Annotated in this window: 16 protein-coding genes and 2 pseudogenes; 14 read left to right on the forward strand and 4 right to left on the reverse strand. The window is 39.4% G+C overall.

Translation table 11 applies throughout. From position 1 onward, the window contains the following. The first annotated feature begins 63 nt into the window (after window positions 1-63). The 6 genes from CYP26_RS03945 to CYP26_RS03970 are packed head-to-tail and all read left to right on the forward strand — an operon-like array spanning window position 64 to window position 5725. Window positions 64-930, forward strand: a complete 867-nt coding sequence (locus tag CYP26_RS03945; protein ID WP_103630457.1) for a D-amino acid aminotransferase — start codon at window positions 64-66, stop codon at window positions 928-930. Further along, window positions 927-1370 carry a DUF523 domain-containing protein gene (locus CYP26_RS03950; protein WP_103630458.1) on the forward strand — a complete coding sequence of 148 codons (444 nt, stop codon included), beginning with the start codon at window positions 927-929 and terminating at the stop codon, window positions 1368-1370. The genes CYP26_RS03945 and CYP26_RS03950 overlap by 4 nt, the downstream gene beginning before the upstream one ends. Continuing rightward, window positions 1363-1857, forward strand: a complete 495-nt coding sequence (locus CYP26_RS03955; protein WP_103630459.1) for a chemotaxis protein — start codon at window positions 1363-1365, stop codon at window positions 1855-1857. The genes CYP26_RS03950 and CYP26_RS03955 overlap by 8 nt, the downstream gene beginning before the upstream one ends. Further along, complete coding sequence (locus CYP26_RS03960; protein WP_103630460.1) at window positions 1854-3869, forward strand: SH3 domain-containing protein; 2016 nt, start codon at window positions 1854-1856, stop codon at window positions 3867-3869. The genes CYP26_RS03955 and CYP26_RS03960 overlap by 4 nt, the downstream gene beginning before the upstream one ends. Further along, the gene (locus CYP26_RS03965; protein WP_103630461.1) at window positions 3870-5189 is read left to right on the forward strand and encodes an ATP-dependent DNA helicase; all 1320 of its coding nucleotides are present in this window, start codon (window positions 3870-3872) and stop codon (window positions 5187-5189) included. Next, a complete protein-coding gene (locus CYP26_RS03970) occupies window positions 5186-5725 on the forward strand; it encodes a hypothetical protein (RefSeq protein WP_012001620.1) in 540 nt (179 codons plus the stop codon). The genes CYP26_RS03965 and CYP26_RS03970 overlap by 4 nt, the downstream gene beginning before the upstream one ends. Window positions 5726-5752: 27 nt before the next feature. On the opposite strand, the gene lolA is transcribed toward CYP26_RS03970, so the two are convergent. Then, window positions 5753-6265 (reverse strand): LolA-like outer membrane lipoprotein chaperone, encoded by a 513-nt coding sequence (gene lolA / locus CYP26_RS03975; protein WP_103630462.1) that lies wholly within the window; start codon window positions 6263-6265, stop codon window positions 5753-5755. A gap of 97 nt (window positions 6266-6362) precedes the next feature. Here lolA and secA point away from each other — a divergent pair. The 3 genes and pseudogenes from secA to CYP26_RS03985 all read left to right on the forward strand — a co-directional run. Continuing rightward, window positions 6363-8759 (forward strand): annotated as a pseudogene (gene secA / locus CYP26_RS03980) (preprotein translocase subunit SecA); the annotation flags it as partial. 108 nt (window positions 8760-8867) lie between these two features. After that, window positions 8868-8969, forward strand: a pseudogene (locus CYP26_RS10680) (SEC-C metal-binding domain-containing protein); the annotation flags it as partial. Window positions 8970-9020: 51 nt separating this feature from the next. After that, the gene (locus CYP26_RS03985; protein WP_103559066.1) at window positions 9021-10220 is read left to right on the forward strand and encodes an ABC transporter permease; all 1200 of its coding nucleotides are present in this window, start codon (window positions 9021-9023) and stop codon (window positions 10218-10220) included. Between the two features lie 267 nt (window positions 10221-10487). Here the strand turns inward: CYP26_RS03985 and CYP26_RS03990 are convergent, their stop codons facing one another. Genes CYP26_RS03990 through CYP26_RS04000 form a run of 3 tightly spaced genes read right to left on the reverse strand, consistent with a single transcriptional unit; the run spans window position 10488 to window position 13391 of the window. Beyond that, on the reverse strand, window positions 10488-12113 hold the full coding sequence (locus CYP26_RS03990) for a cation:proton antiporter (protein ID WP_103630464.1): 1626 nt from the start codon (window positions 12111-12113) through the stop codon (window positions 10488-10490). A 3-nt stretch (window positions 12114-12116) separates the two neighbouring features. Further along, window positions 12117-12491, reverse strand: a complete 375-nt coding sequence (locus CYP26_RS03995) for a heat shock protein transcriptional repressor HspR (RefSeq protein WP_103559065.1) — start codon at window positions 12489-12491, stop codon at window positions 12117-12119. A gap of 3 nt (window positions 12492-12494) precedes the next feature. Next, the gene (locus tag CYP26_RS04000) at window positions 12495-13391 is read right to left on the reverse strand and encodes a DnaJ C-terminal domain-containing protein (protein ID WP_103630465.1); all 897 of its coding nucleotides are present in this window, start codon (window positions 13389-13391) and stop codon (window positions 12495-12497) included. A 155-nt stretch (window positions 13392-13546) separates the two neighbouring features. On the opposite strand from CYP26_RS04000, the gene CYP26_RS04005 reads away from it, so the two are divergent. The 5 genes from CYP26_RS04005 to CYP26_RS04025 all read left to right on the forward strand — a co-directional run. Beyond that, on the forward strand, window positions 13547-14950 hold the full coding sequence (locus CYP26_RS04005; RefSeq protein WP_103630466.1) for a Do family serine endopeptidase: 1404 nt from the start codon (window positions 13547-13549) through the stop codon (window positions 14948-14950). A 97-nt stretch (window positions 14951-15047) separates the two neighbouring features. Beyond that, window positions 15048-15725, forward strand: coding sequence for a response regulator transcription factor (locus CYP26_RS04010; RefSeq protein ID WP_002940190.1), 678 nt, complete (start codon window positions 15048-15050; stop codon window positions 15723-15725). Then, window positions 15725-16966 (forward strand): ArsS family sensor histidine kinase, encoded by a 1242-nt coding sequence (locus tag CYP26_RS04015; protein ID WP_103630467.1) that lies wholly within the window; start codon window positions 15725-15727, stop codon window positions 16964-16966. Before CYP26_RS04010 ends, CYP26_RS04015 begins: the two co-directional genes overlap by 1 nt. A gap of 30 nt (window positions 16967-16996) precedes the next feature. Beyond that, complete coding sequence (locus CYP26_RS04020) at window positions 16997-17434, forward strand: pyridoxal-5'-phosphate-dependent protein (RefSeq protein ID WP_103559061.1); 438 nt, start codon at window positions 16997-16999, stop codon at window positions 17432-17434. 270 nt (window positions 17435-17704) lie between these two features. Then, window positions 17705-18510 (forward strand): cache domain-containing protein (locus tag CYP26_RS04025; protein WP_181000854.1); only part of this gene is annotated, 806 nt, incomplete at its 3' end.

Here is an 18510-nt window from a genome sequence, read left to right on the forward strand (position 1 = left end):
TCTAAAAATCTATAAATTCAAACAAAATTAGATACAATTTGCCTAAAATTTAAGGAGCTAAAAATGGCAGATAAAGCTTTAGAAACGGTCTTTTTAAATGGCGGGTTTTTGCCAAAAGATGAGGCAAAAGTTAGCGCGTTTGATAGAGGATTTATATTTGGCGATGGAATTTATGAAGTGGTGCCTGTGATAAACTCAAAAATGGTCGATAAAGAGGGCTTTTGGGCGAGATTTGAGAGAAGTTTAAATGAGATAGATATAAGCTTGCCTTATGAAAAAGATAAATTTGAAGCGATCTTAAATGAGATAATCGCCAAAAACGGCCTAAAAGAGGGCGGAATTTACATGCAAGTAACAAGGGGTGTGGCGTTTAGAAATTTCTATTTTATGGAAAATTTAATCCCAAGCGTCTTTATCTTTTGCTATGAGAGCGAAATTTTAAACAACCCAGCCGCAAAAACTGGCATAAAAGTGGTAAGCGTCGAGGATATCAGGTGGAAAAGGCGCGACATAAAGTCGATCTCGCTTCTAGCTCAGTGCTACGCTAAAAATGAGGCTCACAAAAAGGGCGCAGACGAGGGCTTTATGGTCGAAAACGGCTTTGTCACAGAGGGCTGTAGCTCCAGCGCTTTTATCATCAAAGATAAAACCCTCATCACAAAGCCACTTTCAAATGAAATTTTGCCAGGGATACGCCGTATGAGGCTTTTAAGGATAGCTAAAGATATCGGGCTAAAGATAGAGGAGCGTAAATTTAGCATGGACGAGGTTTATAGCGCTGATGAAGTCTTTATCTCGGCTGCTACGCTCATACTTTTGCCAGTCATCTATGCTGACGGCAAGGCGATAAATGGCGCAAAAGTGGGCGAAATTTCAAGCAAACTTCGTGAAATTTATGCTAGCGAGCTTTTAAAAGAAGCTGGACTTTGAGAGAAAAGGTCTTAATAAGCGCTTGTCTTGCTGGCATAAATTGCAAATTTAACGGCGAAAACAACCTTTTGGATAGTGGCATTTTAGATGAAATTTCAAAGAGATATCATCTGCTTTTTATCTGTCCAGAGGTGTTTGGCGGACTTAGCACGCCAAGAGAGCCAGCTGAGATGAGAGATGGCTTAGTCGTTACAAAAACCGCTAAAGATTTGAGCGAAAATTTTAAATTTGGGGCTGAAATTTGCCTAAAGATAGCTAAGCTAAATGGCTGCAAAAAGGCTATTTTAAAAGCTAGAAGTCCAAGCTGCGGGAGCGGGCAAATTTATGATGGAAGCTTTAGCAAAAAGCTAATCTTTGGCGATGGCGTAGCGGCAAAACTGCTAAAAGAAAATGAAATTTTAGTCTTTAGCGAAGATGAGATAGGGTGGCTTGATGTTTGAGAGGCTAAAAGATAACGTCTGGCTAGAGGTCGTCTTTAAATACATCATCTTGCTGCTACTTTTTGCCTGCGTGGTGGGGCTTTTTGCAAGCGGCGTGCTCTTTTTAAAGGGAGAGATGAGCGAAAATTCGCTAAATTTGCACATTTTCTTTGGCTTTAGCTTGGTTGTCCTCACCATAATCCACAGCTATGTCAAGAAGAAAAAACTAAAAAAGCTAAGCCTTGAGTTTAAAAATATCTTAAAGCATAAGCCAGTGCAGATGGACTGCAATACAACTAGGTTTTTAAACGCGCTAAATGATGTCAAAGTTGGGGAAATTTCAAAGAAATTTGGCTCAGACGTTGCAGAAATTTTAAGATCAAACGATATAAAGGTCAGGGATCAAAACGAGACGATGAAGCAAATTTGCAAAAACAACGATGAAAAGATGTTTTATATCTTTGTTTTGATCGTAGAAGCTATATTTAAGGATAAGGAAGAAATTTGAAAAAAGGTATATTTTTAGCACTTAGTGTTGCTTTGTTTTTGGGTTGTTCGCAGACAACAAAACCAGAGCCAAACAAGCAGCAAAATGCCCTGCCAGACGAAAATGTTTATAAGCCAAATGAGCGCATCAGCTTGCTTGAATTTGAAGTAAAACAAGATGCCTCGTCGCTACCTCAAAATATGCAAAGTGCAAGCTTTGCTCAAGATGAAATTTTAAAAAGAAGGTTTAAAGTTTTTACTCTAAGAGGCGTGAAATTTAACCCAAATGACGCTTTTTGGGCGTTTAATGTATATAAACCAAGCGAGAAAAGAAAGTATTTTGGCTCAAATTTTAGGCAGATACCTCAAAGCTGGTTTGACGCGCAAAAGGAGAATGCAAATTTTGCTGGCTTTTTGCAAATTTCAGCTTACGCTCTAACTTCAGCAAACACAGCTGTAAGAAATTTCCCAACCGACGAGCCGATATTTTTAAACCCGCAAACTCCAGGTGAGGGCTATCCGTTTGACTATCTACAAGAATCCACCCTAAGCATCGCTCATCCGCTCTTTGTATCGCACCTCTCAAAAGACAGGGCGTGGGCGTTTGTGAGCGATGATGCGGTTTGGGGCTGGGTGAAGGTTGAAGATATCAAATTTATCAGCGATGAAGAGGCGCTTGCCTATCAAAAATCAAGCTTTGTAACGATAAAAACCGACAAAATGCCAGTTTATGACAAGGGCGGAAACTTTTTGTTTTACTCACGTGTCGGCGCGATACTGCCAGTTTTGGCGCAAGATGACAAAAACTACTACGGCAAAATTTATGTAAGAAATATGCTTAGGGAGTTTGTCCTCCCAAAGTCTTTTAGCGCCCTTTTCCCACTTAAATTTAACGACTCAAATTTAAAAACACTTCTTAGCTCACTTCTTACTCAGCCTTATGGCTGGGGCGGGGTGGATAAGCTAAGAGACTGCTCGCTTTTTACAAAAGACTTGCTAGCAAGCTTTGGCGTGTGGTTGCCTAGGAACTCAAGGGCGCAGGCAAATATGGGAGAAAAGATCAATCTAAAAGGTCTTAGTAACGCTGCAAAAAGCAAAGAGATAAAAGAAAAGGGCGTGCCATATCTCACTCTCGTGCATCTGCCAGGTCACATCATGCTCTATGCTGGATATAAGGGCGATGATATCTACGTCGTGCATGATGCTTGGGGGCTAAAGACTGCAAACAACGGCCGCGCGCTGATAGGAGCGACCGCGATAACTACGTTAAATATCGGACAAAACAGGAGCGATATACAAAGTGCAAATTTGCTAATTTCTAAGGTTGATTCTATAAATGTAATGAGACCTGAGCAAGGGATGCTAGATAAGGCTAGAAAGATGTCGGCATTACAGAGAGCTTATGGCGTAAAGATCGAAGAAAATTTGGTTAAATTTAGTGATGGCACGAGTTTAGTCTATGATGATTTTAAACAAAAGGATGAAGAGTGCAGCACTGGGGCTGACATAGAGGATATGAACGCACTTGATTACGCTGCATTTTCGCCACTAAGCACTGCTCTAAGTGATGCTGGTAGATGCAGAAACTACGAGCTTTTAGGCAAAATTTATGGCTCAAGCGAGAGCGCGGTAAAGGCAAATTTGGTTGATGTCATCTGGATAAAAGATTTTTTAAATTTGCCTTTAAAATTTAACTCTAAAAATGGCGCTGCAGCTGCCTTGCAAGAGGTGAGCAATGAGCTAAATGAGATGGTAAAGGGCGATCCGAATTTACTTGAATACCTAAAAGATCCAGGCGGGACATTTAAGTGGCGCATCATCGCTGGCACAAACCGCCTAAGCGCGCACAGCTACGGCATCGCGATCGATATAAATGTAAAAAAGAGCCACTACTGGCAGTGGAGCAAGGGCTATGAGAACTTGATCCCAGAAAAGATCGTGCGAGTATTTGAGAAGCATAAATTTATCTGGGGCGGACGCTGGAAGCACTTTGATACGATGCATTTTGAGTATCGCCCAGAGATGTTTGAGTAGATGAAAGATCAAATTTTAGAAATTTTATCTCGCTCAAACGTCTTTTTAACTGGCGGTGGCGGTGTTGGCAAGAGCTATCTAACCGCTTCTATCATCAGACACTACAAAGAAAATTTCAAAAATGTCGTCATCCTTGGCTCAACTGGCATAAGCGCTGTTAGCCTTGGGGGCGTGAGCTTGCATAGCTTTTTTAAATTTGGCTACTGCAAGGACTACGAGGAGCTAAGACGGCTTGACTACCGCCAAAAAGATAAGCTAAGCAAGCTACGAAATATGCTAGATGCTTGCGATCTGCTTGTAATTGATGAAATTTCGATGGTTAGCTCAAACGTGATGGAGATGATAAGATACCGCTTGCTCACCTCTAAATTTAAGGGCAGGGTGCTCATAGTGGGCGACTTTTATCAGTTGCCACCCGTGCAAAAAGAGCAAAATGAGAGCAAACTTTTTAACTTTTTATACGCCTTTAACTCCAGTGCGTGGGAGGATATGAAATTTACAAATGTTGAACTGCTCGTCTCAAAACGCACAAATGATCTTAAATTTTATGAAATTCTCTCTCGTCTTAGAGTTGGCGAGCTAGATGATGAGATGATGGCTTATATCGAGAGCTTGCGAGTGGACGCTATCGAGCCAGATAGCGAGACTAGTGTGCTTTTTGGTAGAAACGCAGAGGCTGAGATGCTAAATCAAAAAAGACTTCTCGCGCTTAATGCGCCTCTTGAAATTTCAAACTCGGACGTGCTTGTGGTTGATGAAAATTTAGACAAAAAAGAGTTTGAAAAGTGGGCAAACACGCTAAATATCTCGCGAAATTTGGAGATGAAGATAGGCGCAAAAATCATCTTTACTTCAAATAAATGGGGCGAGTACTATAACGGCGAGCAGGGCAAGATCATGCAAATTTTAAAAGAAAATGGCGCCATTTCAAGCGTGATCGTGCAAAAAGATAGCGGCGAGATCTGCGAGATAGAAAAGTGCGCTTATAACTTTTGCGCGCTAAATTTAAACGAAGACGAGATCGAGGAGAACGTGCAGGCTTCGCTTTATCAGTTTCCATTTAAGCTTGCCTATGCGCTAACTATCCACAAGTCTCAAGGCATGAGCATAAATTCGCTCATTTGCAACATCAACCACATCTTTGCCAAAGGACAGCTCTACGTCGCACTTTCTCGTGCAGTAAATCCTAAAAATTTAAAACTTTTTTATGATAAGAAAAGTGATTTTAGGCAGCATTTAAGAAAAGTGGTTAAAATTGACGACGAAGTTAAGAAATTTTACCAAGAAAACGTATTTTTGCATATTAAGGAGAGTTTATGAAAAAGCTATTTTTAAGCCTTGTTTTTGGCGTTTTTGCGTTCGCAGACGTGCTAAAAGTGAGTGACTTTCAAACAGATATCTACTCAAAAGCTGGACAAAATTTAACAAAAAAGATAAGCATGAACCTTGAAGTTGTCGGACGTGACGTGGAGGAGAATGAAGCATACGTGCTTGATGCGCTAAACGTCGTGGTTGGTAGCTTTTACGTGGAGGATATCCTAACCTCAATGGGAAAAGAGAAATTTAAAGAGCTCTTTATGAAATACGCAGCCAAAAAACACTCGCTTGATATCGATGACGTGCTTATTTTAAACATCAAAGTGATAAATAATCTAGAGCTAAGCGAGATCATAAAGGCGATAAAAAGCCAAAATTTATGCTCTGATCCAAGCGTAAATGAAGATGTGATGACAAAGCCAGAAAAGAAGAAAAAAGGCAATGAGATCATCGTCGCACCTGATCCAAATGACATGGTGCAAAAGCCGATCGATCTAAATAATGTGCAAGAATTTGGAAAAGACTTCGGAGAGAAGTGAGCAAATTTGGCTAAAAGCTAGCCAAATTTATTGATTTACGATGTCGTAACCTTGTGGGATGACTGGAGTTAGCGTCTCTTTTGGGATGAGCGCGTCTTTTACAGGGTTGCTTAGAGTGATTTTTATCTTATTTGAGAGTTTGTCTTTATAATCAATCGTCGTTGGAAGCGTGTTTTTGATCGTTATAAAGTACTCAACTCCGTCATATATCGCCTTATAAAGTGTCGGCTGAATTTGCTCTGCGTGAGCCAAAACCTGCGTCAAATTTGGCGTATCATCTAATCTTGAAATGATGGCTTGCTCAAGCTCATCCTCGATCACGACCACTTTGTCTTTGTCAAAGTAAATCCTCTTTGGTGTTGGACTTTCATATATCCAAAGCGCGGTATTGTCGCTTTTAGCGTAAAATCTACCCTTGTAATTTACACTCTTGCCTTCGCTAAAGACAGTTTGCGTAAAGTCACTTTGCAGGCTTTTAAAATTTAAGCCAGCGCCAAATGAGCAAACCGCAATGAGAGATGCAACTAAAAATTTTCTCATTTTTTATCCTTTTTTGGCGTATTCTAGCCCAGTTTAATTAAATAAATAGTTAAACTATGCTAAGATCCAAAGTTTAAAAATTTAGGAAGGTAAAGTAATGATTTCATCGGTATTTAGAAAGATTTTTGGCACGAAAAACGATAGAGAAGTCAAAAAATATATAAAACGTGTGGCGCAGATAAACGCGCTAGAGCCTACTTATGAGAAGATGAGCGACGATGAGCTTAAGATTAAATTTAACGAGCTAAAAGCCCAAGTCGTCGAAGAGAAAGTCACTTTAGATCAAATTTTAAATGATGTCTTTGCGTTAGTTAGAGAGGCTAGTAAAAGGGTGCTTAAGATGCGCCATTTTGACGTGCAGCTAATTGGCGGCATGGTGCTAAACGAGGGCAGGATCGCTGAGATGAAGACAGGCGAGGGTAAGACCTTGGTGGCGACTTTGCCAGTTATATTAAACGCTATGAGTGGCAAGGGCGTGCATGTAGTTACCGTAAATGACTACCTTGCAAAGCGTGACGCGACGCAAATGGGCGAGCTTTATAACTTTTTAGGCTTAAGCGTCGATGTGATACTAAGTGGCGGATACGACGATGAGGTAAGGCAAGCTGCCTATAATGCCGACATAACATACGGCACAAACTCAGAATTTGGCTTTGACTACCTTCGCGATAATATGAAATTTGAAGCTGGCCAAAAGGTACAAAGAGGCCATAACTTCGTTATCGTGGATGAGGTTGATAGTATCTTGATAGATGAGGCTAGAACACCACTTATAATCTCTGGTCCAACAAACCGCACACTTGATGGTTACATAAGAGCCGATCAAGTCGCAAAACAGCTTACCAGAGGCACTCCAGCTGATCCAAACGTGCCAGGCTCAAAGCCAACGGGGGATTTTATAGTAGATGAAAAAAATAGAACGATAATGATCACAGAAGCTGGCATAAGCAAGGCTGAAAAGCTCTTTGGGGTTGAAAATTTATACAACCTTGAAAACGCCGTGCTAAGCCACCACCTAGATCAAGCTCTAAAGGCGCACAATCTCTTTGAAAAAGATGTTCATTACGTTGTAAAAGATGGCGAGGTTGTCATCGTTGATGAATTTACAGGACGTCTAAGCGAGGGTAGACGCTTTAGCGAGGGGCTTCACCAAGCGCTTGAAGCAAAAGAGGGCGTGAAAATCCAAGAAGAGAGCCAAACACTAGCTGACACAACATATCAAAACTACTTTAGGATGTATAAAAAGCTTGCAGGTATGACTGGTACGGCTCAGACTGAGGCTACCGAGTTTTCTCAAATTTATAATCTTGAAGTTATCTCGATCCCGACAAACGTGCCAGTTAAGAGGATCGATCAAAACGACCTTATCTACAAAACTCAAAATGAGAAATTTAAAGCTGTCATCGACGAAGTCAAAAAGGCTCACGAAAAGGGTCAGCCAGTGCTTGTAGGAACTGCAAGTATCGAGCGCAGTGAGGTGCTTCACGAGATGCTTAAAAAAGCTGGCATCCCACACTCTGTGCTAAATGCTAAAAACCACGAAAAAGAGGCTGAGATCATCGCACAAGCTGGCGTAAAAGGTGCTGTGACTATCGCTACAAACATGGCTGGACGTGGTGTTGATATCAGGATCGATGATGAGGTTAGAAATTTAGGCGGTCTATATATCATCGGTACCGAAAGGCATGAGAGTAGAAGGATAGATAATCAGCTCCGTGGCCGTGCTGGACGTCAGGGCGACCCTGGTATGAGTAGATTTTACCTAAGCTTGGAGGATAATCTATTAAGAATTTTTGGTAGTGACCGCATAAAGGCGATCATGGATAGGCTTGGTATCGACGAGGGCGAAAGCATCGAGAGCCGCATGGTGACAAGAGCTGTTGAAAACGCTCAAAAGAAAGTCGAGAGCTTGCACTTTGAGGCCAGAAAACACTTGCTTGAGTATGACGACGTGGCAAATGAGCAAAGAAAGACCATCTACAAGTACCGCGACGAGCTACTTGATAAAAACTACGATATGAGCGAGAAAATAGCTCAAAATAGGGTTGAATACGCTACAAATTTACTTGATACGGCTGAAATTTTCCATGGCGGCTTGAAAGATGACTATGACATTAAAAATTTATGCGCTATCATCCTTGCAGACTGCGGTGAAGAGATCGACGAGAGCGAGCTAAAAGGGCTAGAGTATAATGAGCTAGTAGAAAAAATAGCGCAAATTTTAGAGGTTAGATATAACGAAAAAATGAGCGTACTAAATGAAGAGCAAAGAAAAGATATAGAGAAAATTTTATACCTTCAAGTACTTGATAATGCGTGGAGAGAGCACCTCTATCAGATGGATATCCTAAAAACTGGTATCGGTCTAAGAGGATATAATCAAAAAGATCCATTAGTGGAGTATAAAAAAGAGAGCTACAACCTCTTTATGGAGCTAGTTGGCAGACTAAAAACTGAGAGCGTTAAAACGCTTCAAATCGTTAGATTTAAGAGTCGTGAGGAGCAAGAAGAGCAGGCTAGAATGATGCTAGAAGCTAGTCAAAATGCTGAAAATGAAAATTTAAGCTACAATAACCAAGGCGAAGAAGAAAATTTCACGCCTGAAAAAAAGATACCAAGAAACGCTCCATGCCCTTGCGGAAGCGGTAAAAAATATAAAGATTGCCACGGCAAAAGTGGCCCTAAAAAAGGCATATTTGCTTAAAATTTCTACTTTTAAGGCGCCAAAGCGCCTTAATCTTTTAAAGGCTATTTGATGACAAGCTTACCAAAGTACCTACTTTTTAAATATTTAAGATTTGATAAAACTCAGCCATTTATCGCTCTAAGCGCCTTGCTCGCCTTTCTTGGTGTTAGCATAGGACTTATGGTTTTAATAGTTGCGATGGCGATCATGAACGGATTTGATAAAGAATTTGAGCGCAAACTTTTTACGATGAACTATCCTATAACCGTTCAAAGCGCTTTTAAAGGATCAATCGATGATGGCTTTGTAGATGAGCTAAAGGCTAAATTTAGTGATCTTAAATTTAGTCCATATATCAGCACGCAGGTCATTTACCGCTCGGCAAATGCGCTTGAAGGTGGGCTAATTTATGGCGTAAATTTTAAAGATGAAAAGCAGATAAATTCAGTTGTAAATGAAGCTTTGAAAGAAAAAGAGCTAGAGGGCTTTGAGATACTTGTGGGAAGTGGCATAACGAGTGAGTTTAGGCTAAGAAACGATGAAAAACTAACGCTTATCTTTACAAAGGCTGATCCAGCTGGCTTTTCGCTAACGCCAAAGATGAAGCGCTTTGATATCGGCGGCTCATTTACATCTGGGTTAATCGCCTATGACAAGGCATTTTCATATACTTCGGTTGATGCATTAAGGAAAATTTTAGACTATCCAAAAGGCGTTTATGATGGAATTCACATCTTTTCAAGTAAGCCATTTGATGATATAAAAAGGGTGCGCGAGGGGCTTCCAGCTGGCACGGTTGCTATTGGCTGGTGGGAGCAAAATGGCAACTTTTTCTCAGCGCTCGCACTTGAAAAAAGAGCACTTTTTATCGTTTTGATGTTAATTATCCTTGTGGCGTCGCTAAATATCATAAGCTCGCTACTAATGACCGTGATGAACCGCAGGCAGGAGATCGCCTTGCTTTTAGCGCTTGGTGCTAGCAAAGGCGAGATAAAAAGAAGCTTTTTTTATCAAGGTCTAGTTATAGGCGGAGGTGGCATTATATTTGGCTTAGTACTTGGCTTTTTGGGGCTATTTTTACTTGGAAATTTCAACATCATAGATCTGCCAGCTGATGTCTATGGCTCAAGCAAACTACCACTTGAACTCTCAACCATCGATCTTGTGCTTATCGTAGTTGGAGCTGTATTTATCGTAGCTATCTCGTCTTACTATCCAGCTAAAAAAGCCACAGAGGTAAATGTCCTTCAAACTTTAAGAAATGAGTAAAGCCTAGAAAAACTAGGCTTTAAATTTGGTTTTAAAAAGCATATTATTGGCTAATATGCTTTTATTTTAATTTGTAATAAATTCTATTTTTTATCTTTTGATAGCTCTTTAATTTTTACTTCTTTCTCATTAAGACTAGCATTGATGTTTTGACCAGACAAATTTTTAGCTTCTTATTGTTTCTTATATAATAAAAAATATTGCTAATAGTTTTATCAATCTATTTAAACGAACTTAAAAAAATCGTGTTTTAAGAAGCTAAATTTACTATGCTCTTACGTCGTGGTCGATCTTGCATTGAAGGGCTTCGTGAACAAGGGTTTTTGCCATGACGCGTTCTTCGCTTATTAGGTGGAAATTTGCGCCTAGCTCGCCAAAGATCTCTTTGTTACCCTCGCCGTTTGCCTTGATGATCGTTTGGATATTTGCGCCGTAGTCTTTGATCTTTTGTGCGATCAGCTCAACTCTTTGCTCGTTGCTAACTGTTATGATGACAGCGGCGGCATCGTCTAAGCAGGCATTTTCAAGGGTGTTGCTTTGAAGCACGTTTCCTAAAAATACATTTTCCCCGCGGCTTCTGCCAAGCTCAACTAAGCTGATGTCGTTGTCAAGCACTAGATATAAAAGCTTTGTCTCTTTTAGTCTCAAAACCACCTCTTGGCCAAGTCTGTCGTAGCCAAAGACGACGATGTGATTTTTTAGTTTTTGTGGCTTTAGGGCATCATTTGACTCGATCACTATCTCACGCTCAACAAGATCAGCTATGACGTCAAGCTTTTTAAGTATAAAAGGTGTCGCAAACATAGATATAACAGAGGCTGCGATGAAAATTTGAGCTGTTTGAACATCAAGCAGGTTTCTAGTAGTCATCAGACCAAAGACAGCCAGTGCAAATTCTCCTATCTGACAAACGCTAAGCGCGGTTTTGGCAGCAACTCTTCGCTTTAGATAGATGTTTAAGATAGCAAAGACAACGATCGCTTTTATCACCATGACGCTAAAGACTAGACCTAGAACTAGCCAGATATTTGAGATGACGACGCCGAAATTTATCTGCATACCAACGGTTATGAAAAATAGTCCAAGAAGCAAGTCTCTAAAAGGTATGAGGTCTACCTCGATCTGGTGCTTATACTGCGTCTCCGCCATCATCATACCAGCTAAAAATGCGCCAAGTGAGTATGAAAAGCCAAAGAAGTGAGCCAGCGTGCTAGAGCCAACGACCATAAAAAGAATGGTCGCTATGAAAACTTCTTGCGAATTTGTCTGAACGACCTTGTAAAATATCCAGTTTATGACGTATTTGCCGAGTAAAAATAGCACAACGATAAGGATCGCAGCACTCGTAAATGTCTTTAGTAAGAGCTCATTTATGGAGGTATCTTGCGAGCTAAACATATCTATCATAAGTAGTATTGGTATGACGGCGATATCTTGAAATAGCAAAATTCCAAGCGCCTTCCTACCATAAATTTTACTTACATCGCCATTGTCATTTAGCGTTTTTAGCACGATCGCAGTTGAAGATAGAGCAAAGGCAAGACCAGCGATAAGCGCTGTCTCGTCCTTTAGATGAAGCGCGTAGTAAAGCATCACGCCCATCACAAAGCCGCTTAAACAAACTTGCAGACCACCATTTAGAAAGACCTCTTTTTTCATGCTCATCAGGTGTTTAAAGCTAAACTCAAGTCCGATCGTAAACATCAAAAATGCGATACCAAACTCAGCTATATGAGAAATTTCATCGTTGCTTTTTAGGTTGAAAAACTCAGATATAAGCGTGCCGGTTACGATGTAGCCGATGATGGTTGGTATCTGAAATTTCTTAAATATGACGTTTAGTGCGACTGAGATCGCAGCGACAAGCAAGAAGCCTTCTAAAATTTGTTCCATAAATTATTTTTTGCCTTCGTAAAATACAAGATCAAAGCTACTTTTTCTCTTCACAAGCGATCTTTTGGTGCTAGTTTGACTGGTAGCTTCGTGTAATTTTTTATTTAACTCATCAATAGTTGATTCTAAATCGTCAATTTTCTCTTTTAGCTGAAGTATCACATCAACACCTGCTAAATTTACACCAAGTTCTCGGGTTAAATTTAGTATCGTTTTGACGCGATCAACGTCTTTTTGCGAGTAGAGCCTCATCTTGCCATCTGTTCTTGAGGGTTCAACTAGCCCCTCTCTTTCGTATTGTCTTAAAGTTTGTGGATGTATGCTTAAAACCTTTGCTACAACGCTTATTAAAAAAAGTGGTTCTTCATAATTTTGCATTTTTTACTCCGGTAATTTTTCTTTTAACTCTTTTACTAAGCCCTCGTCAAGCTCACTGATATTTGGAAGTTTTACCCTGGCCTTTAAGTAAAGATCGCCATAAATTCCACTCTTTCTATTTTGTACGCCGTATCCTTTTAGGCGGATCTTCGTGCCTGTTTTTGAGTTTTCAGCGATCTTTATCGTGACATCTTTTTTATATGTATGCACATCGATCTTACCGCCAAAAAGCATAGTTTTTAGTGGAATTTCTACATCTTTATAAAGATCATCGCCGACTCTTTCGTATTCGTCGCTTGGCTCAACGCTAATGGCAAGTATAAGATCGCCAGTTTGACCGCCAGCACTCTTGCCTTTGCCTTTTATGCGAAGTTTTTCGCCGCCTTCTATACCGCTTGGGATCTTTATCTTGATGCTTTCGCCATTAAAATTTATCTTGTGTTCGCCGCCAGTTACAGCCACGTCAAATGGTATAGAAATTTTAGCATTTACATCTAGATCAGCTCCTCCAAAGCCAAATCCGCCTTTGCCAAAGCCTTCAAATCCTTCAAAACCTCCACCAAATCCACCACTAAATTTAGCGCCGCCTCCGCCAAATCCACCTGAAAAGATATTTTTCAAGATATCGTTTAGATCGCCCATATCGGCTGAGCCTCTGGCAAAGTCGTGGAAATTTTGACCGCCAAACATATTATCGCCATATTGATCATACTGGGCACGTTTTTTCTCGTCACTTAAAATTTCATAAGCAGCGTTTATCTCTTTAAATTTATCCTCTGCTCCAGGGTCTTTGTTGATGTCTGGGTGGTACTTTCTAGCAAGTTTTCTATAAGCTTTTTTTATCTCGTCGCTTGATGCGCCTTTTGAAACTCCTAAAGTTTCATATAAGCTTTCGCTCATATATTCTCCTTATGTTTTTTGACACGGATTATATCACAAAACTTTAGTCTATGCAAGTCAAGTTTATTTTTATTTACAAAGGAGAAAAAAGCGTTAAGATTTTATTTTTAAGCTCTATTTATAATTTCAAGACATTTTCAATTTAAAGGAAAAAAATGAAAAAATTTATGCTAATTTCATTAGCAGCGGCTTCTTTGCTAATGGGAGCTGATATTAAATTTAACGAAGCAAACCAAGATGTAACTAGAGTTTCGCCGTTAAGTGATAAAAATAGCGTGCTCTCATACTACGACTCTGTCGCGCAGGCAAAACTTTCAGTTGTAAATATCTCGACTACAAAAACAGTAAGCAATGCGGGTATCGAGCAGATGTTTAATGATCCGTTTTTTAATGAATTTTTTGGATTTAACTTTGCAAAACCAAAAGAGAAAGAAAAGACAACCTCTCTTGGCTCTGGTGTCATCATCTCAAATGACGGCTACATCGTTACAAATAACCACGTTATCGAAGATAGCGACCAGATCGTTGTGACCTTGGCGAAGGGCGGCAAAGAATTTAAAGCCAAACTAATAGGCAGCGACCCAAAAACCGACCTGGCTGTCATAAAGATAGAGGCAAGTGGCCTAAATGCGATAACATTTGCTGATTCATCAAAGCTGCTTGACGCGGATGTCGTCTTTGCCATAGGCAATCCATTTGGTGTGGGCGAGAGCATCACTCAAGGCATCGTATCAGGGCTAAATAAAGATGATATCGGACTTAATCAATATGAAAATTTCATCCAAACAGATGCCTCTATAAACCCTGGCAACTCAGGTGGCGCTTTGGTTGATAGCAGGGGCTATTTAGTTGGTATAAACTCAGCCATACTTTCAAAAAGTGGTGGCAATAACGGCATAGGCTTTGCGATCCCATCAAATATGGTAAAAGATATCGCTAAAAAGCTGATAACTGACGGTAAGATCGAGCGTGGTTTTATCGGCGTTACGATTGCAAATTTAACTGATGAGCAAAAAGAGCTTTATACAAATAAAGAAGGTGCTTTAATAAGCGGCGTAGAGCAGGGCATGCCAGCAGATGAGGCAGGGCTAAAAAGAGGCGACTTGGTTATTTCAGCAAACGGCAAAGCCATCAAAAACGCAAATGATCTTAAAAATTTCATCGGCTCACTAACTCCAAATAGCAGCGTTGATATAACTTACGAGCGATCAAATAAGGTGATGAATACAAAAATCAAGCTTGTAAATATGGATCACAACGCAAAAGATGCTACAAAAAGCGTAATCATCGAAGGTCTTAGCGTTAGTAATCTAAGCGATGAGATAAGATTTAAGTATAAGATCAGCCCAGACACTCAAGGCGTGCTTGTAACTGATGTAAAATCTGGCTCAAAAGCTGAAGACTTTGGCTTTGAAAGAGGCGATGTGATCGTTCAAGTTGGCGAAGAGAGCATAAAAGATCTTCAAACATTTGCAAGCACAGTTAAAAACGCAAAAGGCAAAAAGACGCTAGTGTGGATAAACCGCGGTGGCATCATGCAAGGCCTTGTTATAAAATAACCACTTAAGAGCTGAAATTTCAGCTCTTAACTCTTTTAAATTTTTAAAACCTTAATCTGCTATAATCCTTAAAAATAAATTTACAACAGGAAAGATCATGACTAGAATTTTAATGATAGAAGATGATATGGAGCTTGCTGAAATTTTAACTGAATACCTAGAAAACTACGACATAAAAGTGACGACGGCTGAAGAGCCATATATCGGACTATCTACTTTAAATACAAGTGAATTTGACCTAGTTATCCTTGATCTTACGCTCCCTGGCATGGACGGGCTGGAGGTTTGCAAAGAGATAAGAAAAAAACACAACATCCCTATAATCATCTCAAGCGCAAGGCACGATATAACAGATAAGGTAAATGCCCTAGATAACGGTGCGGATGATTATTTACCAAAGCCTTATGACCCACAAGAGCTTCTTGCTCGCATCAAAAGTCATCTAAGAAGGCAGAGTATCGCCCCTGCAAATGAGGCAAGAAATTTAAACAAAGACTTGGTATTAAAAGAATTTGAGCGTGAAATTTTATTTAAAGGCAGTGTCTTAAATTTAACTGCAGCGGAGTATGACATCTTAAAATATCTGCTTCAAAAAGAGGGTGGAGCGGTCACTAGAGAGGAGCTTATCTACAACTGTGAGAGCATAAATGAAGATAGCTCAAACAAAAGTATCGACGTCATCATCGGCAGAATTCGCCAAAAACTAAATGAAAATCCAAAAGAGCCAAAATACATCCACGCGATCCGCGGCATCGGCTATAAGTTGGTTCTTTGATGCCAAGATCTTCTATATTTATCACGATAACGTTTATCTTTGGACTTGCGCTCGTTTCGATATTTCTAGCCTTTTTGTGGCTCATGGGCTTTGATAAGCAAAACTACACAAGAGAGCTAAATAACAAATACTCAAACGTCGCTAGGACAAATTTGCTCTACATGGGTGGCATCATAAACAAAGCCCAGTACGATCGTCAGCTCTCAAACATCGACATGCCAGAGATCACCGCCAAAAATGAAAAAGAAGAAATTTTAAAAAATGCAGCCGTTTTAGAAGAAATTTCAAGTGATCTAGGATCTAGTGCTATCTTGCTTTATGATAAGCATCACTACCTAAGGATCGAGCATTTAGACGAGCTAAAGCTTTTGATGGATAAAGAATTTCAGCCTTACAGATACGAGGTGATAAAGGCTGTGTTTGCCGTAGTTGCGGTCATTTTGCTGGCTGCTTATATCTTTGTAATTTACAAGATAAAACCGCTTAGAAAGCTAAAGCGTCAGATCGTGAAATTTGCAAATGGCGAGCTTGATGGCGTGCAAAATGTCGGCAACGGCAAGGATGAAATTTCTGAAGTTTCAGAGGCATTTTATGAGGCTGTTTGTCAGATCAAAGCACTAAATGACTCAAGGCATCTTTTCTTAAGAAATATCATGCACGAGCTAAAAACGCCTATCACAAAGGGGCTGATCGCCGCTCAAATGATAGAAAAAAGCAAAAATCAAGAGAGGCTAATCTCTGTCTTTCACAAGCTTGAAAATTTGATAAACGAGCTTGCGGCGATCGAGCAGATCACTTCAAAGATAGGCCTTACAAATAAAACGCCTTGTCTTATGAGAGATCTCATCGATGAAGCTATCGATATAGCGATGATCGAAAAAGAGCATGTTGGTATCAGCGAGCTTGATGAGGTTAGGGTGATGGTTGATTTTAAGCTATTTTCAGTAGCTATAAAAAATATGATAGATAATGGCATAAAGTATTCAACCGATAAGCACGTAAATATCATGGTTAGCAAGGATCATATGAAATTTATAACCCAAGGCGAGAAGCTAAAAAATGAGCTTGACTTTTACATCCAGCCATTTATCAAGGGAGAGGATGCGCAAAAGAGCTTTGGTCTAGGTTTATATATAGTTAGCAACATCCTTGAGGCTCATGGACTAAAATTTGGCTATGAATACAAAAATGGAATGAATGTCTTTATTTTTGAAAATTTACAAGATATAATAGCGGCGTAAAATCAAAACCGCAAAAAAAGGAGTGTAAAAATGGCGGCAAAAATCTTCTCAGCAGTTGATATTTTATCAATAATCGATCTTGAGATAGCTTTTATAAAGCGATATAAAAACGTAAAGGACTATGCGAAAAATTTATCTTTGATATATTTTTCTTTGCCAAATAGTAAAGAATATGGCGAAATTTTTGAAAAAATCCTAAGACAAACAGACGTTGTTATAAGAGAAAACGAACACTACGTGGTCGTGCTTCACGGCACAAACGAAAGAGGCGCTAGCGAGCTACTAACTGGCATACAAGAGTTTTTAAACGCTGAGCCGATCGATCTAGTAGTTACCTATCCAAAAGATGGAAAAGACGCAAAAGAGCTTACTATAAAACTTCAAGATGAGATAAAAGATAACTACGGCGTCTTGCTTGAGATGCTTGTAAATCAAGATAAATTTGAAGTCTTTGAAGATATTGTTTGAGATAAATTTAATAAGAGATTTTGCTTTTGCAATAATATCAAGAACTTACATCTATAATAGGCAAAGTCTCTAACTCTTTTTTATGGTTTCTTGCACTATTACCATATTTAATCAGATTACATTGCACCTTTTTAAACTTAATTTTTATTAATAAAAGAAAAAAGTATTATAAAAGTATTTATTAATTTTTATTTTTTGTTTGATTAGTATTAATTTAAATTGATTTCTGCCGATATAGTTATAGTTATTCTAAACAAGGAGTTTTACCAAATGAAGAAGGTAGCAAACAAAGTAGCACTTATCATCGTAGTGCTTTTGGTTGTCTCTTTGGCTGTATTTTCTACTGTAAGTTATACAAACACCAAAGAGAATATTTATGATCTAGCAAAGGAGTCTAAGACTTCAGCTTCAAAAGTTTTGCAGTTTTATATGAATGCATTTTTTGATGACAAGATTGATGTTGTCGAAAAATTTGTTAGATATCTTGAACTACATCCGGAAATTTTAGAGAATAGAGAAAGCTTAAAAAAAGAGCTGATGACAGCATCACAAGTAACTGAATTTTTTGAGTTTTACTTTGGTTATGCTAACGACGGAGCGACTTTTAGTGCTGATGTTGATGGCGAAGGGCGTAAATTTTCTCTTTTAGATGCAAGCACAAATTTTGATGCAAGGACTAGAGTTTGGTATAAAGATGCTATCGCAAAAGGTGGTATTGTTTTTACAGAGCCGTATGTTGGCTCAGCTGGCGTGATGAATATCACCATAGCTAAAAAGGTTGTCGTTAATGGCAAAGTCATTGGTGTCTTTGGTGGGGATATCGCTTTAGATAAGCTTGATACTGAGCTTGACAAGATCAAGCCAACTCCAAGTAGTGCGATAGCACTATTTGATCTAGAGCATAGAAAGATCGTTCATTTTAGAATTAAGGAACTTGTTCTTTCAGACTCTAGTGAAGCTATGAAGATCCTTGATGACTACTCAAACGAGTATAAGAAAAATGGCGATAAAACATTTACTTACAATCTTAGAGGCACAGAGAGACTTCTTGCTTGTGAGTCTTATGATAAAGCCAA

This window comes from Campylobacter concisus (assembly GCF_002913225.1).
Classification (GTDB): Bacteria; Campylobacterota; Campylobacteria; order Campylobacterales; family Campylobacteraceae; genus Campylobacter_A; species Campylobacter_A concisus_J.